This window comes from Vibrio harveyi NBRC 15634 = ATCC 14126 = KCTC 12724 (assembly GCF_001591145.1).
Taxonomy (GTDB): Bacteria; Pseudomonadota; Gammaproteobacteria; order Enterobacterales; family Vibrionaceae; genus Vibrio; species Vibrio harveyi.
Genome location: NZ_BCUF01000010.1, coordinates 95,687 through 113,177, shown reverse-complemented (window position 1 = coordinate 113,177; position 17,491 = coordinate 95,687). Strand labels below are relative to the sequence as shown.

General features: G+C 43.9%; 14 protein-coding genes and 1 riboswitch. Of the genes, 8 read left to right on the top strand and 6 right to left on the bottom strand.

Annotation, left to right across the window (positions count from 1 at the left end; all coding sequences use genetic code 11):
* Window positions 1-251: 251 nt before the first annotated feature.
* A complete protein-coding gene (locus tag VHA02S_RS26125) occupies window positions 252-389 on the top strand; it encodes a hypothetical protein (RefSeq protein WP_005446090.1) in 138 nt (45 codons plus the stop codon).
* Between the two features lie 63 nt (window positions 390-452).
* Here the strand turns inward: VHA02S_RS26125 and VHA02S_RS07810 are convergent, their stop codons facing one another.
* Window positions 453-2,216 carry a sigma-54-dependent Fis family transcriptional regulator gene (locus VHA02S_RS07810; RefSeq protein ID WP_038899691.1) on the bottom strand — a complete coding sequence of 588 codons (1,764 nt, stop codon included), beginning with the start codon at window positions 2,214-2,216 and terminating at the stop codon, window positions 453-455.
* 247 nt (window positions 2,217-2,463) lie between these two features.
* On the opposite strand from VHA02S_RS07810, the gene exaC reads away from it, so the two are divergent.
* Window positions 2,464-3,984 (top strand): acetaldehyde dehydrogenase ExaC, encoded by a 1,521-nt coding sequence (gene exaC, locus VHA02S_RS07805; protein ID WP_038899692.1) that lies wholly within the window; start codon window positions 2,464-2,466, stop codon window positions 3,982-3,984.
* A gap of 263 nt (window positions 3,985-4,247) precedes the next feature.
* On the opposite strand, the gene VHA02S_RS07800 is transcribed toward exaC, so the two are convergent.
* Window positions 4,248-5,624 (bottom strand): alanine/glycine:cation symporter family protein, encoded by a 1,377-nt coding sequence (locus tag VHA02S_RS07800; RefSeq protein WP_005446084.1) that lies wholly within the window; start codon window positions 5,622-5,624, stop codon window positions 4,248-4,250.
* A gap of 121 nt (window positions 5,625-5,745) precedes the next feature.
* Window positions 5,746-5,847: riboswitch (glycine riboswitch) on the bottom strand.
* Between the two features lie 529 nt (window positions 5,848-6,376).
* Between VHA02S_RS07800 and VHA02S_RS26120 the strand changes: the two genes are divergently transcribed.
* The gene (locus tag VHA02S_RS26120; RefSeq protein WP_005446082.1) at window positions 6,377-6,535 is read left to right on the top strand and encodes a hypothetical protein; all 159 of its coding nucleotides are present in this window, start codon (window positions 6,377-6,379) and stop codon (window positions 6,533-6,535) included.
* Between the two features lie 31 nt (window positions 6,536-6,566).
* Window positions 6,567-7,301, top strand: a complete 735-nt coding sequence (locus VHA02S_RS07795; protein ID WP_009702107.1) for a hypothetical protein — start codon at window positions 6,567-6,569, stop codon at window positions 7,299-7,301.
* 114 nt (window positions 7,302-7,415) lie between these two features.
* On the opposite strand, the gene VHA02S_RS07790 is transcribed toward VHA02S_RS07795, so the two are convergent.
* Window positions 7,416-7,799 (bottom strand): hypothetical protein, encoded by a 384-nt coding sequence (locus VHA02S_RS07790; RefSeq protein ID WP_005446079.1) that lies wholly within the window; start codon window positions 7,797-7,799, stop codon window positions 7,416-7,418.
* A gap of 246 nt (window positions 7,800-8,045) precedes the next feature.
* Window positions 8,046-8,822 (bottom strand): AraC family transcriptional regulator, encoded by a 777-nt coding sequence (locus VHA02S_RS07785; RefSeq protein ID WP_038899693.1) that lies wholly within the window; start codon window positions 8,820-8,822, stop codon window positions 8,046-8,048.
* Window positions 8,823-8,923: 101 nt separating this feature from the next.
* Here VHA02S_RS07785 and VHA02S_RS07780 point away from each other — a divergent pair, with 101 nt between their 5' ends.
* Window positions 8,924-10,108, top strand: a complete 1,185-nt coding sequence (locus VHA02S_RS07780; protein WP_038899695.1) for an MFS transporter — start codon at window positions 8,924-8,926, stop codon at window positions 10,106-10,108.
* A gap of 43 nt (window positions 10,109-10,151) precedes the next feature.
* On the opposite strand, the gene VHA02S_RS25755 is transcribed toward VHA02S_RS07780, so the two are convergent.
* Window positions 10,152-10,292 (bottom strand): hypothetical protein, encoded by a 141-nt coding sequence (locus VHA02S_RS25755; RefSeq protein ID WP_155484980.1) that lies wholly within the window; start codon window positions 10,290-10,292, stop codon window positions 10,152-10,154.
* Window positions 10,293-10,355: 63 nt separating this feature from the next.
* Between VHA02S_RS25755 and VHA02S_RS07775 the strand changes: the two genes are divergently transcribed.
* On the top strand, window positions 10,356-12,023 hold the full coding sequence (locus tag VHA02S_RS07775; RefSeq protein ID WP_080640448.1) for an SgrR family transcriptional regulator: 1,668 nt from the start codon (window positions 10,356-10,358) through the stop codon (window positions 12,021-12,023).
* 99 nt (window positions 12,024-12,122) lie between these two features.
* Here VHA02S_RS07775 and VHA02S_RS07770 read toward each other — a convergent pair whose 3' ends face one another.
* Window positions 12,123-14,060 (bottom strand): LTA synthase family protein, encoded by a 1,938-nt coding sequence (locus tag VHA02S_RS07770; RefSeq protein ID WP_038899698.1) that lies wholly within the window; start codon window positions 14,058-14,060, stop codon window positions 12,123-12,125.
* Between the two features lie 429 nt (window positions 14,061-14,489).
* Between VHA02S_RS07770 and VHA02S_RS07765 the strand changes: the two genes are divergently transcribed.
* Window positions 14,490-15,572: a hypothetical protein gene (locus VHA02S_RS07765; RefSeq protein ID WP_038899699.1), complete on the top strand. Its 1,083-nt coding sequence runs from the start codon at window positions 14,490-14,492 to the stop codon at window positions 15,570-15,572.
* Window positions 15,569-17,473 (top strand): DUF3857 domain-containing protein, encoded by a 1,905-nt coding sequence (locus tag VHA02S_RS07760; RefSeq protein WP_058649090.1) that lies wholly within the window; start codon window positions 15,569-15,571, stop codon window positions 17,471-17,473. Before VHA02S_RS07765 ends, VHA02S_RS07760 begins: the two co-directional genes overlap by 4 nt.
* Window positions 17,474-17,491: the final 18 nt, after the last annotated feature.

The window sequence follows — 17,491 nt, the reverse complement described above, 5'->3', positions numbered from 1 at the left end:
ATGGGGTTAGCTTGTAAGAGTATGATGTGCTCAATCGGAAGGCGAAACTAAGATTGCGTAAAAGGTGAAAAACAGTGCTAGGTAAGCCCTTGAACTCATCCTATAATTAGGTTGCATATGGAGGATGTTTGATGGTCAAACATCCTCTATTTTTTGAAACCTACAACAAGGATCCGGCATAAGTTGTTTTTGCTGGTGTTGTTTACATTTACCAAGAAGGTGATTTAACACTAATAATTGAGGTTCTTACGATGACTCTTAACAAGTACTTTGTTTTCATTCCGACTGATATGGATCAGGAAACGCACAAGGAACAGAAAGTGATATCTGAAACGGAAACTCAACGTCAGGCTTTAGTAAAACAGGCGCAGCAAGAAGGCGGACTGTAAGGCTAGGTTTCAAAATAAGAAGAGCACCCGAAGCGGTGCTCTTTTTTTATCTCTGAACATCTATCACTTTAGCATCCCAAGGCTTTTAAGCTTGCGATAAATGGTATTGCGGCTTAATCCCAACATGCGTGAGGTTTTGCTGATATTACCTTGGTTCGCTTGATAAGTTTTTACCAGCTTATCTTCGACAGTCGAACGCATATCTTTGGTTTTCGGCACGCTAACGTCTTCAATCATACTGGTATGACTAAGCTTATTAGCAAGATGATTTGGCACATGGCTAAGTTCTAGTTGCGGCTCTCCTTGCGCCATCAATGAAGAGACTTTGATTAAGCTATCGAGTTCTCGCAGATTGCCAGGCCACACGTAAGTCATCATCAATGAAAGAAGGTGGGGACAAATGGTCTGTTCCGAGTCAGAGTGGCGTCGATGAATGTTCTCAATCAGTGCTTGCTTATCATTGCGCTCTTCAAAGCGAGGTAGTTCGACGATAAGTCCGTTGAGGCGGTAGTAAAGATCCTGACGAAATGCGCCTTGTTCAATCAACAACTCTAAGTCTTTGTGTGTTGCGGCGATGATTTGCGTATCAACTTGGATGCTTTGGTTTGAACCAACAGGAAGTACGGTTTTGTCTTGTAGTACGTGGAGTAGGCGGCTTTGCGCTTCTAGAGGCAAATCTGCAATCTCATCTAAGAACAAGATGCCGTTGTGCGCTTGGCGGATTTTACCTTGGTATCCTTTGCTGTTTGCACCAGTAAATGCGCCTGCAACATAACCAAACAGTTCAGATTCAACTAAGTCTTTAGGTAATGCCCCACAGTTAACTGATACCAAAGGACCACTCTTACGTTGGCTGTTTTTGTGTAACGCTTTGACGAATTCGTTTTTCCCTACACCGGTTTCTCCAAGAATAAGTAAGCTAATGTCTTTGTCGATAACGCGATTTGCTTGTTGCCAACAATGCTCGACCGTGGTGTCGCCATAATGAAGATCGTTGGATGCAGAAAGAGAGCGGGAAGACGTTTTACTCTCTGACAGAGGTTGAGTTTTAAACACCAGTGATTGACGGCTTAGCGAATTATCGAGTATCGAATCCAGAGATTGTCCAATCACATTCGGTTGATCAAGCAATTGCGAGGCAACTTGGTTATGCGCAAGGATTTGCCCTTCCTCATTGGCGATGATAATGCCTTGCCACCCACTGCTGAGTAACCCTTTTTCGCATGCTAAATCGACTCGAATATGTCCTTGAGGGATTTGATTGAGGAGTTGGTTTTCGACTTGCTGAACCATATTCTGGACCAGTACTTGCGTTGAGAAATCGTGCTTTTTCTCTTCGCTGGTAATGTCCAACACGCCCATTAAGTTACCCAAATGATCAAAGATTGGACTTGCTGAGCAACTGATAAAGCGATGATGTTGAATAAAGTGCTGATCACCAATAACAGACACCGGTTTGGCTTCTACTAACGCAGTGCCAATGGCGTTGGTGCCTTTCAGTTTTTCTTGCCAGCACGCGCCAGAACTGAGCGCAATTTCGGTCAGTTTTTCTCGGAATTTAGGTTGCCCCCAGCTACCGATGATCACGCCATCCGCATCGGTCAGTATTAACCGACTGTCGCTGTGCGCAAACAACTGATTAAACAAAGGCAGGGCAAACCGCTTCACGGCATCGATTAAGAAGTTAAGCTGGTGGCGCCTGTCCTGCAGAAACGCAGAAGTGACGCGAATATCGTCAGGTCGACGTCGCTGTTTTAAACCCGCTTGTTCACTTCTGTCCCATGAAGTAGAAAGCCAGTTGTTGTTGGTAATGTGTTGAAGTTCCATGACTGTACCATTTTGTCACAGTGAGGGTGTGCCATTTTGGAACACTTGAACACTGGTGTTCACACCATACATCCGCTCAAACGTCACTCACTTAGTTTGTTATCGCTTGGCAATCATAGTTTTACATTTAATTAACAACAAGACGTGTGTTGTTGGCATGTGACTTGAGTAATGAAGTGACAACATCGCTGAGTTGAACACTCGGTTGTTTAAAACAAAAAACTGAACGAGAACAAAAGGAAGAGTTATGATCTATGCACAGCCAGGTAGTGAAAATACCGTCGTGAATTTTAAATCACATTACGACAACTACATCGGTGGCGAATGGGTGAAACCGAGGGGTGGGGAGTACTTCGATAATACGTCACCAATCAATGGTCAAGCGTATTGTAAGGTTGCTCGTTCTAGCGAGGCAGACATCAACCTTGCATTGGATGCAGCGCACAATGTAAGAGCAAAATGGGCCAAAACCAGCGTTACTGAGCGTGCCAACATTCTACTGAAAATAGCAGACCGCATTGAACAAAACCTTGAAGAACTTGCGGTAGCAGAGACATGGGAAAATGGTAAACCTGTGCGCGAAACACTGGCGGCGGATCTTCCTTTAGTGGTCGACCATTTCCGTTACTTCGCAGGCTGTATCCGTGCTCAAGAAGGCAGTGCGGCTGAGCTTGATGAACACACTGCAAGCTACCATTTCCCTGAACCAATTGGCGTTGTAGGACAGATCATTCCTTGGAATTTTCCAATGTTGATGGCGGCGTGGAAGCTTGCTCCTGCGTTGGCTGCTGGCTGTTGTGTGGTGCTCAAACCTGCCGAACAAACGCCAACTTCGATTCTCGTTCTGATGGAAAAGATTGGTGATCTCTTGCCAGCAGGCGTGGTGAACGTGGTCAACGGTTTTGGCTCAGAAGCAGGGCAAGCACTAGCAACCAGTAACCGAATTGCAAAGCTGGCATTCACGGGCTCAACCGAAGTAGGTAACCATATCTTAAAATGCGCAGCAGAGAATCTCATTCCATCAACCGTTGAGCTTGGTGGTAAGTCTCCAAATATCTACTTCCCAGATGTGTTTGATCATGAAGATGAATACCTAGATAAGTGTATTGAAGGCACGCTGCTTGCGTTCTTTAACCAAGGAGAGGTGTGTACCTGTCCATCACGTGTCTTGGTACATGAATCTGTGTACGACAAGTTTATTGCGAAGGTTGCGGAGCGCGCGAAGACCATTAAACAAGGTAACCCATTAGATACTGACACTCAGGTGGGGGCACAGGCATCGCAAGAACAATTCGATAAGATCCTGAGCTACCTAGAAATCGGACGCCAAGAAGGGGCCAAAGTCGTGTTTGGTGGTGATGTGGCGAAACAGGAAAACGACTTGGAGCAAGGCTACTACATTCAACCGACTTTGTTACAAGGTCACAATAAGATGCGCGTATTCCAAGAAGAGATCTTTGGTCCGGTCATTGCTGTGACTACTTTTAAAGACGAAGCAGAGGCGCTAGCGATTGCCAATGACACGGAATATGGTTTGGGTGCTGGTGTGTGGACGCGCGACCAAAACCTTGCTTACCGCATGGGGCGTAATATCGAAGCAGGGCGCATTTGGATTAACTGCTATCACGCGTATCCTGCACATGCTGCGTTCGGAGGCTACAAAAAATCAGGCATTGGTCGAGAAACCCATAAGATGATGCTCGATCACTACCAGAACACGAAGAACCTATTAATCAGCTACGACGTCAATCCGCTAGGCTTTTTCTAAAGCGAAGGTATCGCAGTAAAATGTAATATACCCAAGTAACCTCGAGATGCTAGGTTCAGCGAGAATGACTTGGTTTGTAGACGTGGCGGCGATTTAAAGATCTAGTTATTACACTGCGTCGTTTTCCTTACTCTCGAATCAATGACAACGCTCTGAATCCTGCATCTTGAAGTCACTTGGGTATACCTATATAAGAAGAGCCCCCTAAGTCATTCAACTTAGGGGGCTCTTAATTAAAGTGAACTTCACGTTTCTAACTTGGATTAGGCTTTTACTGCATCAAAATCATCTGATTGAGAAGACGGTTTGAAGAACAGTTTTGTCTCTTCCAACACCACGTGGCGCAGAGCAATTAAACCAATTAGGTTAGGGATTGCCATTAGACCGTTTACGATATCAGCCAGTAGCCAAATCATATCTAGGTGAAGGAAAGCACCTGAAGCCACCAAACCAACAAAAATCAGTTTGTACGGAAGTACTGCTTTTGTACCGAATAGGAATACAACACAGCGCTCACCGTAGTAGTTCCAGCCAAGAATGGTGGTAAATGCGAAGAACATAAGACCGATAGATACCAGCATTGGACCTAATGTCTCTGCGTTAAGACCAACCGCAAATGCGTGTGTTGTCATCGCTGCACCTGCAAGGTCACTTTGCCATGCACCCGTAAGGATCAAAGCAAGACCAGTCATCGTACAAATGATGATGGTATCGAAGAAGGTACCCGTCATAGAAATCAGACCTTGTTTAACACAAGAATCCGTTTTCGCAGCCGCCGCAGCCATAGGCGCACTACCCAAACCAGATTCGTTTGAGAATACGCCACGAGCGATACCAGATTGGATTGCCAGCATAATACTTGCACCCAAGAAACCACCAGTTGCCGCTGTCGAAGTAAATGCAGACACCAATACAAGCTCAACTGCATTTAGCAATTGGTCTGCATTCATGATGATCACACTCAAACACGCTAGCACATAAAACAGCGCCATTGCTGGCACGACTTTACCTGCAACGCTAGCGATCGACTTAATACCACCCAAGGTTACGAATGCCACTAATAGCGTCAGGATGAAGGCAGACAGCTCGCGGTTTACACCAAGAGAAATCTCACTTGCATCAAGAATTGCATTCACTTGAGGGAAGGTACCGATACCAAAACAGGCTACGCCCAGTGCAAATACCGCGAACATGATAGCTAGCGCTTTCGAGCCAACACCATATTGCAGGTAGTACATAGGACCACCAATCATTTGGCCTTTGTCGTCAACACGACGGTATTTCACAGCAAGAAGACACTCAGCGTATTTGGTTGCCATTCCAAATAGGGCAGCTAGCCACATCCAGAATAGGGCACCAGGACCACCAAGTTTGATTGCTGTTGCAACACCAACAATGTTACCTGTACCAATAGTTGCAGACAGCGCAGTACATAGCGCTGCAAAGCTAGAAACGTCACCCTGTTTATCAGATGACTTATCTTTACTGAATACCATCGCTAACGCAGTTGGTAGGTGTTTAAATTGGATCAAGCCTAGGCTAAAAGTGAAGTAAACACCGGTTCCCACAAGCAAAAGCAGCAGTGGCGGACCCCAGACAAAGTTATCAATGGTTTGAAGTAAAGATTGTAGGTCGTTCATGATTTCCCCTTAATAAAACAACTAATAAGGAGAAGAGGGAAAGGACGAGATCAAGGATCTCTAATAGCTATGCTATTCAAAACAAAATAAGGCGGGAACGCCAAATAGTTAGGTTGTTACTTTCCACTCCTCTGTCCTTTTGCCTGAGAGTTTCACCCCGCACACATGTGCGGGACTTGCTCCTTCGGCGACCGATTTAACGGTTCTCTCCAGAGGTTCCTCCAACTACAGTCCCCGCTACCAAGGTAGCACCTGAAATAGTTAATTCTTCGGCGAGTTACCCTAACTAAATGTTAAAATTTAGTTAATAACCACTCTCCTGCAGTCTTCATCGGAACATTTACTCAATTAAATGAGTAAAGGTTAGTTAATGATGCTGGTCACCATTAACGTGTGAACTCTATCATGTTTTGTTACCATTTCAACACCAAATGACGATTTATTTTCAACACATTATGCGGACTTTGTGGGCTTAATTTCATAGGTTTGTCGATTAATTGAACAAATGAGTCAATCTTTTGTTCATTGTTTACTTGTATGGATGGTCGAAATCTAATTCGATTGAACGATGGGCGAGTAGAGCTGTGTCGATAAGTTATTCAGTTTAGAATAGAAAATTGATCAAAACGGGAGCAATCGCTTCAAAATCTACGCTAAGTTGACCGTAAGCGACGTAGAAATAGGTTACAATGTTTCTTTGCGAAACTGTCTATGGAATCAGATAAGTTCACATTATTGGACAAGGAGGCGGTATGACTAGATTGTTAGCCATTGCGGTATTGATTGGATTAGCGTTTGTGCTATTTCGTTATCGTACCAATGAAAAAGTCCAAAAAGCGACGGTCATTACGCTGATCAGCGCATTTTTAATTTATACCGCGTCAATCATGATTGCGGAACTCACTCGCTAGCAAACCGGTAGAGTCCTTGGAGTAAGATACGGTGACTTCTCAGAATAATATTGAAGATCAAGACGAAGTAGTTGTCATTGAGGAGCGCGATAAGCGTACCCACATTTATATTGCCATTGCGGCAGTACTGGGTTTGGCATTTGGTGGTTTGGCTGGGTCGGCAATGACAGCAAGTAAGTGGGAGTCCACTTACCAAGTGTTGGAAGAAAAGTACCAAGCACTAGCACAAGACAAGACGGATTTGGTTTCTCAAGTGAAAACACGCGAAGCGAGCTTGGATAAAGAAATCGATGCAAAAGTCGCTACGTTATTGGCAGAAAAAGAAGAAGCTCATAAAGCGGAACTAAAAGCGCTTCAAGCGCAGTTAACTGAAGTAGAAAAAGTGAATATTTCACTTGAGTCACAAGTGAAAGAACAGAAAGCGACGCTAAGTACCACTAAGAGTGAAAACGATAAGCTTAATCGCCAAGCCGATATGCAAGCGACCATCTTTGAGCGTTCACGTGAAGTGTTCCGTAAGGAGCTGCAAATCTCGCAAGAGTTGGAGTCTCTAGAGAAGGAGCGTGAATCGCTATTGCCTAAGATCGAAACGTTGAAAAAAGAGTGTGACGTTTTCCTAGAGGGCAAGTCTTGGGACGTGAAATCAGACGCGTGTGACCGACACGATGAAGCAAATTCTCGTTTAAGCCAAGTTGACCAACTTATTGAAGTTCACAAGATGGACCTAAAACAGATCAAAGACATTACGGCAGAGATGGGACTGTAGAGCAAGCGCTTTTCACTCCCCAGCTTGGTCGATTCAGAAATACAAAAGGAGCTCTCAATGAGCTCCTTTTTTGTGTCTATCCGTCAGAACGGATTAACTCTAATTCGATGTCGATTAGATGCGAGAAGCGTCATAACCTGAAGCTAATAGCAATTCACGTTCATGTTTAATCAATTGTGCTCGGTCTTCAATCAGTTCATTCAACGCTTGAGACGGTTTACCAGCCAGTGATTTAAAGGCATCGAAAGACTCTGCGCTGTCGATTTGGTCAATCATACCACTGATAACATTACGTGCTTCGCAAGGGTTATCGTCAGTGGTGAAGTATTCAACTTGCTTTGCTGCAGACTTCATTTCGGTGAGCAGTTCTAGTGGACTACTTTCTTTTGCTACTGCCATGTAATTATCAAGTACACGTTTCGCATACAACAATTCTTTTAGTGGGATATCTCGGCCACTTACAATCAGCGATTCATTAAGGATCATACTTGAGCTCATGGGCATTCCTTTTTATCAATAATTCAAACTTCTTGGGCATTGATTTGAGTCTAATTTATTGCTGACTGAATGGGAATGCCTAAAATGCACATTTTTAACCGATCTTTCTGATTACTTACGTCTTTTTAGTGAGTAAATACGCAAACGGCGTATCTGGTAGAATCTTCAGATGATAAGGATGTCAAGTACTCGGAGTATCGACCGTTCGAACTCTGCATCAAATACGGGCTTTATTCGTCCTCAATATCAATTGATGAAGAAGCGGCCCGGTGTCACCCCAAAGCTTTGTTTGAATAGATGATTAAAAGCACTTACGCTCGTAAAGCCGCACTCAAATGCAACGGTAGTGACAGGGTGAGATTGCGCCAACAAAGTCAGAGAGTGGAATAATCTTGCTTGTTGACGATACTCGATGAAAGACATGCCAACTTCATTACGAAACAAGCGGCTCAAAGTACGGCTGCTGACGTTAATTTCTTCTGCCCATTGCTTTAGTGAACGATTGTCCGCAGGGGTCTCCAACAGTGAGTTACAAACTTGTTCGAGTTTAGCGTTGTTGGGAAGAGGGATTTGAATGGACGCTTGTGGCGCGACTTTCAACTGATCCAACAAAACCTGAACAATACGCCAATACGGTTCCGTGGTTGCTTGATCGGCAGGTTGCTCAGAAAGATGAATGATCATCTCACGCAGCATTGGTGACACATTGAGAACATCACTCTGATTTGGCAGCTCAATATCGATGCTTGGCAACAAGTAAACGTTTTTCATCGCCGCATCCCCATATATGTACACCTTGTGTTTCTCATACGCTGGGATCCACACAGCCCTTTGAGGCGGAACGACCCATAACTTCAATTCTGTCTCGACCGCCATCACTCCACTGCTGGCGTACACCAATTGGTTATGTTGGTGGCAATGCCAGTCAATGATGTGCCCGTTAGGGTAGTGTTTGGGAATGACCACCGCCTCTAAGCGATTGATACTGGCGTCCAAACTGATGGCTTTGACGTTTTGGCTCATTTGAGCAATAACCTGTCTCGATGGAATCTATACGCCAAATGCTAGCCAGATAAACTGAGCTTGTCATTAATTAGCTTTCCGTTATTTTGTTTGGAGTCGAGATGAACCGCTCAATTCACGCGGGTGTCCTTAATGTGGGGCACTCACTTAATCATTATTTCTTGCTCATTTTTCCTTCTGTCGTACTAACGCTGCATAAAGAATGGAACATGAGTTACGCCACACTACTTCAAGTAGGAAGTGCAGCCATGCTGGTTTATGGCGTGATGTCGCTACCGGCTGGTTGGCTAGCGGATCGTTGGAGCCGAAAAGGCATGATGATCGTTTTCTACTTTGGGATGGGCATCTCTGCGTTACTTACCACTCTCGCGCAAACGCCATGGCAAATGGGATTGGGGCTTTGTGCCATTGCCTTGTTTGCCGCGATTTATCATCCTGTTGGTATTGCACTTATCTTCAGCTCTGCAAACAAAACAGGCAGGGCTATCGCGGTAAATGGGCTGGCAGGCAACTTAGGTTTGGCATTTGCGGCAATGGGGACCGCTTTGTTATGCCAATGGTTCTCTTGGCAAGCCGCATTTTATATTCCAGGTATCGTATGTTTGTTAACTGGCGTCATGTACTGGTTTGCATCGAAAGACGTTACCGGTATCGAACATGTGAAAAATATACGTGACGGCGTAACGATACCTTTGCGACAACTCAAAGTGCTGTTCGCTTGTGTGGCGGTGATTGTCTTCTTCGGTGGTTTGGTCTTTCAATCTACTACGACCTCGTTACCAAAAATCATGGACGTACAGTTTAGCCAATCATTGAGCCTTTCAAGCACGTTGACCACCTCTATTTTTGTCTGTGCTGCGTTTATTCAGCTTGTTGTGGGTGAGTTGATAGATCGTGTTGATATCAAGAAGCTGCTCGCCTGCATTACTGGTGGGCAGCTGTTATTCCTGCTATTGGCGACGATTACTCATGAATGGTCTTTGGTTCTGGTGTTTGTTGGTTTGATGTTGTGTACGTACGCGCAAATACCGGTGAACGATTGGCTTATTGGCCGTTATTCCGATGCGAAATGGCGCTCTAGGACCTACGCCGTTAAGTACACATTAAGCTTTAGTACCGGACCTATCGCGTATTGGCTTATTGCTTCTACTTATGCTCATACACAAGAGTTTGTGTTGATGTATTTCATCCTTGCCGGTGGGATGGGGATCGCACTGTTGAGTGCTACGTTAATGCCTTCGTCAAGCAAAAGAAAACCGGCTAGCACCACACTAGTGAAACAGTGAAACAAAAAGGAGCGCGTCGGGCGCTCCTTATCACGCTCCGTGCTTACACAAAGAGTAAGATCGAAAACACAGTTTGAAAGAATGAACTCACTCTAGATTGGTTGGTTCTTACTGGTTCTGGTTTTGGTGTATTTCGATGGCGCTCGGCACTTAATGTATAGTAAGAGTAGTAAATGGTATTCATATTGACCTCCTGTATGACTTTAGAGATAGTATGAAAGTCTAATTGGGAACAAATAACGAACACATGAATATGGATAGTTCATCTTTTAAATCTACCTCGCATTTGAGCCGCTTACGTCAATTGAGTCGGCACTATCAAACTCAGGAGAGAAAGCCGGTCACCATCGCATCACTAGCAGAACAACTGCAATGTAGCGATCGAAATGTCAGTAAATTAATGGTGGCAATGGAATCATATGGTTGGGTGACTTGGGCTCCGGGTAAGGGGCGGGGAAACGTGTCCACGCTCACACTACTTGTGACGTTTGAAGAGGCGTTAAAGCAGGCATTAGAAGAGTGGGTTAAAGCGGGAAAAATCAACCAAGCACATCAACTTGCAGAGCAGTTTGATGGCGAATTGGTGTTTCAAGAGAACTTGCCTCTGTGGTTGGGTGATGCGCAAACCGAACTGAACAAGCAAAATACCCTTGTTTATATCGCACCTTATCAATTACCAGAGTGGCGACCACATCAAGCTCACTCTGTGCGTTCGGTGATGCTAATAGATAGCATTTACAATACATTGCTGCGTTTTGACCCTCACTCTCAAAGCATCTTGCCCGAACTTGCGCACGCATTTGAAAATAAGGGTGATCACGTTCGAATTCGCTTGCGTAGTGATGTGACTTTCCACAATGGCAAGCGATTGAGCGGCACTGATATTAAAGCGAACTTTGAGCGAAGATTAAACGAGGCTCATCCGTTTTCGGTCTTGTTTCGCCACCTTGATTCTATCAATGTCGAAGGGCAATGGGTGACGTTTTATCTACGTCAAAATGACCCTGTATTCCTCAATTTATTGTGTGACAAACACACGGCAATTATGGATTGTGAACAGCCACATAAGCCTATTGGAACAGGTCCCTATTATGCGGAACGATTGGAGAGTCACCATTGGACACTCAAAAGAAATCCTCGGTATTTTGGCATTGGAGGGTTGATTGATATGGCTGAATTTTGGTCATTGTCACCCTGTAGTAAAGTGGGTCATGCGCACATTCAGCAAATGCAGCGCGCGATTCATCTTGATAATGTCGGAGATGATCACAGTAAGCAAAATGGTTGTTCTGTCCTTCATTTTTTCTACCACAAAAACCAATTGAGCAAGCAAGAGCGTGCTTGGATTGTTCATCACTTTAGAAAGCATGCTGATCATCGCGTAGAGTTAGCAAATAGTCTGATGAACGAGCACCAAGACAAAGGTTTTCACTTGTTTGAAAGCCAAATGACAAAGCCAAAGCGTCCAGTGGTGATCGAAATTCGTGAGAACTTAAAAGCAGAGCTTGCTCCACTCATTGAGATACTTTCCGAGCTTGGTGTTGAGTGGACGATTCAAAGTCCAGACGACGAGAAACGTGCGATCGCTGATGTCGGTTATGGTTGTTACGTATTTGGCGATGACCGAGCTTATCAGTATTACGAGTGGATGCTTGCCAGTGACGCGTTTACTCGATGTTTGAGCGAGAAAGAGAAAAACAGTTTAGTGCAGTTCGTTGATGGATTGATGCGTGAAAGTGAAGACAGTCATGGATTGCTAGAGAAGCTATTCCGAGCGGAGGATTGGTTGATACAGAACTACCATTATGCGCCGCTTTGGAGAGAGCACATTGTCTACTCTCAATCTGAAGAACTGCATGGAGCAGAAACTGACCGAATGGGTGTGATGTCTTTGAAAAACATGTGGCTTGAATAGGGACTGCAGACACTAAGAATACAACAATGTGAGAAAACAAAAAGGAGCGCATTGGGCGCTCCTTTTATTCATTTATAGCTCAATGAATGTTTGGTATGACTACTGAACCGCTTTGGATGCATACCAGTTGTTTTGGTACGCCTTAGAGGCAAATAGTGCATTGGCTTTCGCGCGTTCAATAACGGCTGGATCAACGTTCATCGGCTCCATGGTTTGTTTATCAAAATCGTATTGCATTGTTGATACTTTCTCACCCGGAGAGAATACAACGAGGTTATCTCGGGTTAGGTAACCAAAGTTCTTGTCATATTGCATCATTGCACGTTCATCTTCACGAGCCAAAGGCTTAGTCAGGTCACGACCGATCATCGGTGTTTTTGCATCGATACCAATCAAAGACAGCAGTGTTGGTGGCATGTCGATGTTGTTTGCAATGCGGTCATCTTTGCGCGGTTTGATGTCTTTACCAATGATTAAAGCAGGAATGTGGAAGTGCTTCACTGGCACCAAGTTCGCACCGAATACACGAGCATCATGGTCAGCAATGACGATGAAGATAGTATCGTCCCAGTAAGAAGATTTTTTCGCTTTATCAAAGAACGTACCAATCGCATAGTCTGAGTATTTAACGGCATTGTTGCGCGTCATATGCTCAGCATCGTAAGGTTCAATCTTACCTTCTGGGTATTCGTATGGGCTGTGGTTACTCGAACTGAATACTAAGCTAAAGAAAGGCTTGTCAGTTTTTGATAAGCGCTCAAACTCTTGGTCCGCTTTAGTGTAAAGATCTTCATCACTTACACCCCAAGAGCCAACAAACTCAGGGTTCTCATAGTCTTTTTCTTCCACAATCTGGTCGAAGCCGTTACCGAAGAAGAAGGTTTTCATGTTATCGAAGTTTGCTTCACCACCATAAATAAACTCAGTGTGGTAACCGCGGTTTTTCAGTAAGTCAGCAATAGTAAAGAAACCTGTTTGGCTTTTGCTTAGTTTTACCACTGCGCGCGATGGTGACGGTGGGAAACCTGTTGTCACCGCTTCGATACCACGAACAGAACGCGTACCCGTTGCGTACATCTGAGTGAACTGCCAACCTTCATTCATCAACTTGTCGAAGTTAGGTGTAAGAGGAAGACCACCCAAGGAACCAACGAATTGAGCGCCCAAACTTTCTTGAAGCAAGATAACCAAGTTCTTTGGCTTTCCTTGATATGTTGCTTGGTTGCTGTTCATAGTTGGAAGTAAAGATGGATCAAAATCAGACTTAGCAGAAGAGGCGCGAACGATGTCGAGCATCTTCTGATCATCCATTTTTCCGTAAAACTGCTCTGCGCTCTTTTCTGACTTCATGTTGTTGACAGCAAACAACAGTGAATAGGAAGAGTTGAGTGCCAGATCGTTCATTAGAGGATCATTCGAAAATGCCACCATTGCAGGGTTAAGAGGGCGGTGACCCAAAGATGAACGAGCGCCAGCGACACCAATCAGAACCACTAAAATTGCAAGAACAGGACGCCATTTCCAGTTTACTTGCTGAGCGTTATCCGTCAGTTTCTTACTCCATTTCCAACCTAAGAAAAGCGTAATAACCGTACCAAGCGTGCCGATGAACAGTTCTAACTTGTAGCCAGTCCAAAGCATGCTGAATACTTCTTTCGGATAAATGAGGTATTCCACGAACAAACGGTTCGGACGAAGATCGTATTCTTGTATAAATGGAGCGGTAGCAAGCTCCATGTATACCAAGATCCATAGACCAGCGACCATCCAACAACGGAGTAACCATTTCCAGCACTCACCAATCTTACCGGTCACCGGTAACAGCGCAGATAGTAAGCCTGGCAGGATAAACAACCAACAAATCGTTGCAAAATCGACGCGTAAACCCTGACCAAGAATGTAAATAAGGTCGTTAAAAGATTCGATCCGGTCAGAGAGCCAAAAGGCTAATAAAATCCGCGAAGTGGACAAAAAGACAAGCGAAAATAGCGCAAATACAGCAACAGGCTGTAAAGGCCCAAAGGTGGGCTTTTTCATAAATATTCCCTAATTTACTGATGTGTTTGGTTTTTATGATGCGTCTTGTATCAAAGAAAACGTGAAACAAACGTGAAATATAAGGCTTATCTATAAATTTAATTGTAATGATTGGTACAGCTTTGTAAGGAGGCGTAATGCGATACTCAACTATACGAGTAGTGATTTTTTGAAACTCAACATTTGGAAGTAAAAATCAGCAGAGAAGAGAATAATTTGCGTTAGTTATTATTTAACGTTAATCACAAAAGGAGATGCATTAAGCTTCTTTCATTCGTGTTTTAATGCATCTTTGTTAATATCACCGATTTATAAAATATAAATATAACGAGTGAGTTAGAAATATCTTTCGAGCTTATGACTGAAATGCAATGTGACGCAGTCGGATCAACGTACGTTTTGGCTTTGAATTAAAATATGGATTTAAAAATGCAAGAAACCAGCAGTATGCCTTGCGAAGAAGTGTTAGATAAATCGTCTTCTGATGACGCGCCTATTCAAAAAATGAAAGTGGCGTATCCAAGAAAACCAATTTTTGATTGGTTTTTAGCTTTCAGTACTCTCGGCTTTTACACAAACTTTTGGCTCTATCGCCGTATTAAAGAAATAGACCAACTATCCGCTAGAAACTTCAAACCGTTTTTATGGTTTTTTGTTCCTTGGTTGGCGATTTTCCAATACTTCGCATTTCGCAGCTTGGATAGCACGCTTTGTGAACTCGAAGAGGATAATAAGAACCTCAATGTTCGTACCGTTTATTACTTAGGTGCATTAGGGTTCTTGTTATCAACGATTTACTTCTCCCTAACTTCGCAGTGGGCAACACCCTTATGGCTAGACTTTGTTGCATATTTACTTACTGCTACTTCATTTACTGCTTTTTCTTATCGAGTAAACAATTTCAAACGTCAGCGAAGCGATATTGAGTTTACAGGCAAAAAAGGTGGTTACCATCCTCTGGAATGGTTAGTCGTAATCATTATGACACCGGGTGTGCTGTTGATGTATGGCGTGATGTACAACAATTCCGTAATGAAAGACAGTTTAGAAGCGTACCCAGATCAATCTACTTACATTGAACAGGGACAGGATTTTCAGCTCACTTTCCATGGTGCTAATTGGCATCGTTTAGAGCTTGGTACGTACAGTGATGGCTCAGCGTTAGCAGAGTTTGCGAGTGAAGAGTTTGGTTCTTACCTAATCGTGTTTAATAACCGAGAGCTCCAGGATATTAACGAGCACATGCATGATCGTCGTCAATGGATTGATGAGGAGATTGGTGCGTCTCGTTGTGTAGAGTCACGCAGCTTTGTCGGTAACGATTTTGCGCTCAAGGTAGAGTTAGTCTGCACCAAGGAAAGTGGCTCAATGTTAGCTTCGGGTTACGTGACTTTGCTTCACTCTGGTGATAATAGCTATGAGCTAATGGGAATCCTAGATCAACCCGCTAAAACTTACTCTCATAGAAAACCAGAGTTTGCAGCGATGGCAAAGGAGTTCACATTACAATGAATTTAACTCAGTTATTTAGCCTAGTCGCTATTGCTGGGTCGTTAGGTGTGCATGCTAACGAGTATCCCCAAATCGACTGGAAGTTATCACAAGACGGTCTACGGGACGCGTTAGCTCTCATCCCTAAAGATAAATCACATTCTGCAATGGCTCAGCTTTTACGTGAAACTAAGTTTAATGTTCGAGCCGACGTTGTTAGAAAAGAGCAAACATTAGTCAACTACTTTCCAAGGTTTGTCGACGTTGAATCGCATGGGACGATGGGGCTGTACTTTGACCCTAATTATGAAAAAGTGATAATCAAAGCGGCTGCATCAGTTTCACCAAACGGAGTGATAAAGCAGATTGACCCATCTCAAATTCAGGTGCTAGGTACAGGCGTTTATAACACCTTTTCCAGTCAAAAAGAGATCGCTTTAGCAATCCCAGGCTTGGAAGAAGGTGGTATTGCTGTCTTGAAGTATGAAATCATTACTCAACGTTCAATGATGGAACATGATTGGGCTGAAGAGCTACATACACAACGTAGCTACCCAATGGATAGTTTCCGACTCGACGTCGTGTGGGATGAGGCTTCGCCAGTTTATTGGGCAAATGACAGCGAAGATGTGAATTGTAAACAGACCAATTCAACTCTCTCATGTTTGGGGCACAATATCGCTGCTTTTGATGGTGATTATCAGGTTAAGTGGCGTGATGCTATTAGTCGCATTGCTTTGGGGTCTATGAGAACATGGCAAGATGTCGCGGATCGCGCGTCAACCACCATGAACACAGCGTTTAGAGATCAATCGGGCTTAGAGCCGCTGTTTCAAACATTGACTCATGGCGCAATCGACACTGATGAGAAAATCAAACGCATTTTGAGCTTTGTGTCTCGTGATATTCGTTACGTTTCGCGTTCAAAGTTCGGTCATGCGATGACACCGCATGACCTTGCCGAGACGATTGAAAACCGCTTGGGTGACTGTAAAGATAAATCTGTTTTGCTACTCGGATTATTGAATAAACTGGGCTTGGACGCTGAGTTAGTTTTGGTCGCAACAAAGCAAATCAAAACAGAAGGGGTATTGCTGCCAACAATGACGGCATTTAACCATGTAGTTGTTTGTTTTGAGTATGGTGAACAACGTTATTGTGTAGACCCAACTGATACACAAACCAATTGGCAGTACACACCTGAGTGGATTCAAAGCAAAGTGTCTCTTCCATTGACGCAAGACGCTCAACTTGGACAAATGCAACAAAGCCGTTACCGATGGCAAATGAATACTGACACCGTGATTTTATTTGATGATTTGGGTGGACAAAAAGAAGTTCAAGAAAGGGTTTACGTCGGTGAATATGCTGGGTTAGTGCGCGCCAATTTGTATGAACTGGGTGAAGCTGAACGTATCGAAAAATTAACGGATGAATATTCCGAAGTGGTAACAAGCATCGGTAACCCCGAATTTCAGGTCAAAAATCTCGACACTATGTCGACTCGAACCGTTGTCCGGTCTGAGTCGGTCATCGAGCCGTTTCTAGGCGTTGAAGAAGAGCTTCAATATGAAGAGCATGATGCATGGATCAAGAAGGAATTGGCTGACCTGAAAATGTACAATGAGAAGTATCCTGCACTTTTCCATGGAGTGAGAGTTGTGTCTGATGTGTATTACGATACCAACAATTTATGGGAAATTACGGATATTCCTCCGACTCTTGAATTGACCCATTCTTTGGGCTCGTTAACACGCAGCGCAGAACTGATTTCGCCGACTGAATTGTCCGTAAGAACAATACTTGAAGTGAGGTCTACAATGGTCGAAGTGTCTGAGAGAGAGCGCTTCAATAAGATGCTTAATACATTTGCAGAGCAGTCTCTAATTAAGTTCTATGGCAAAGTGTTAAAGCAGCCCTAACTAAAAATGAACAAAGGA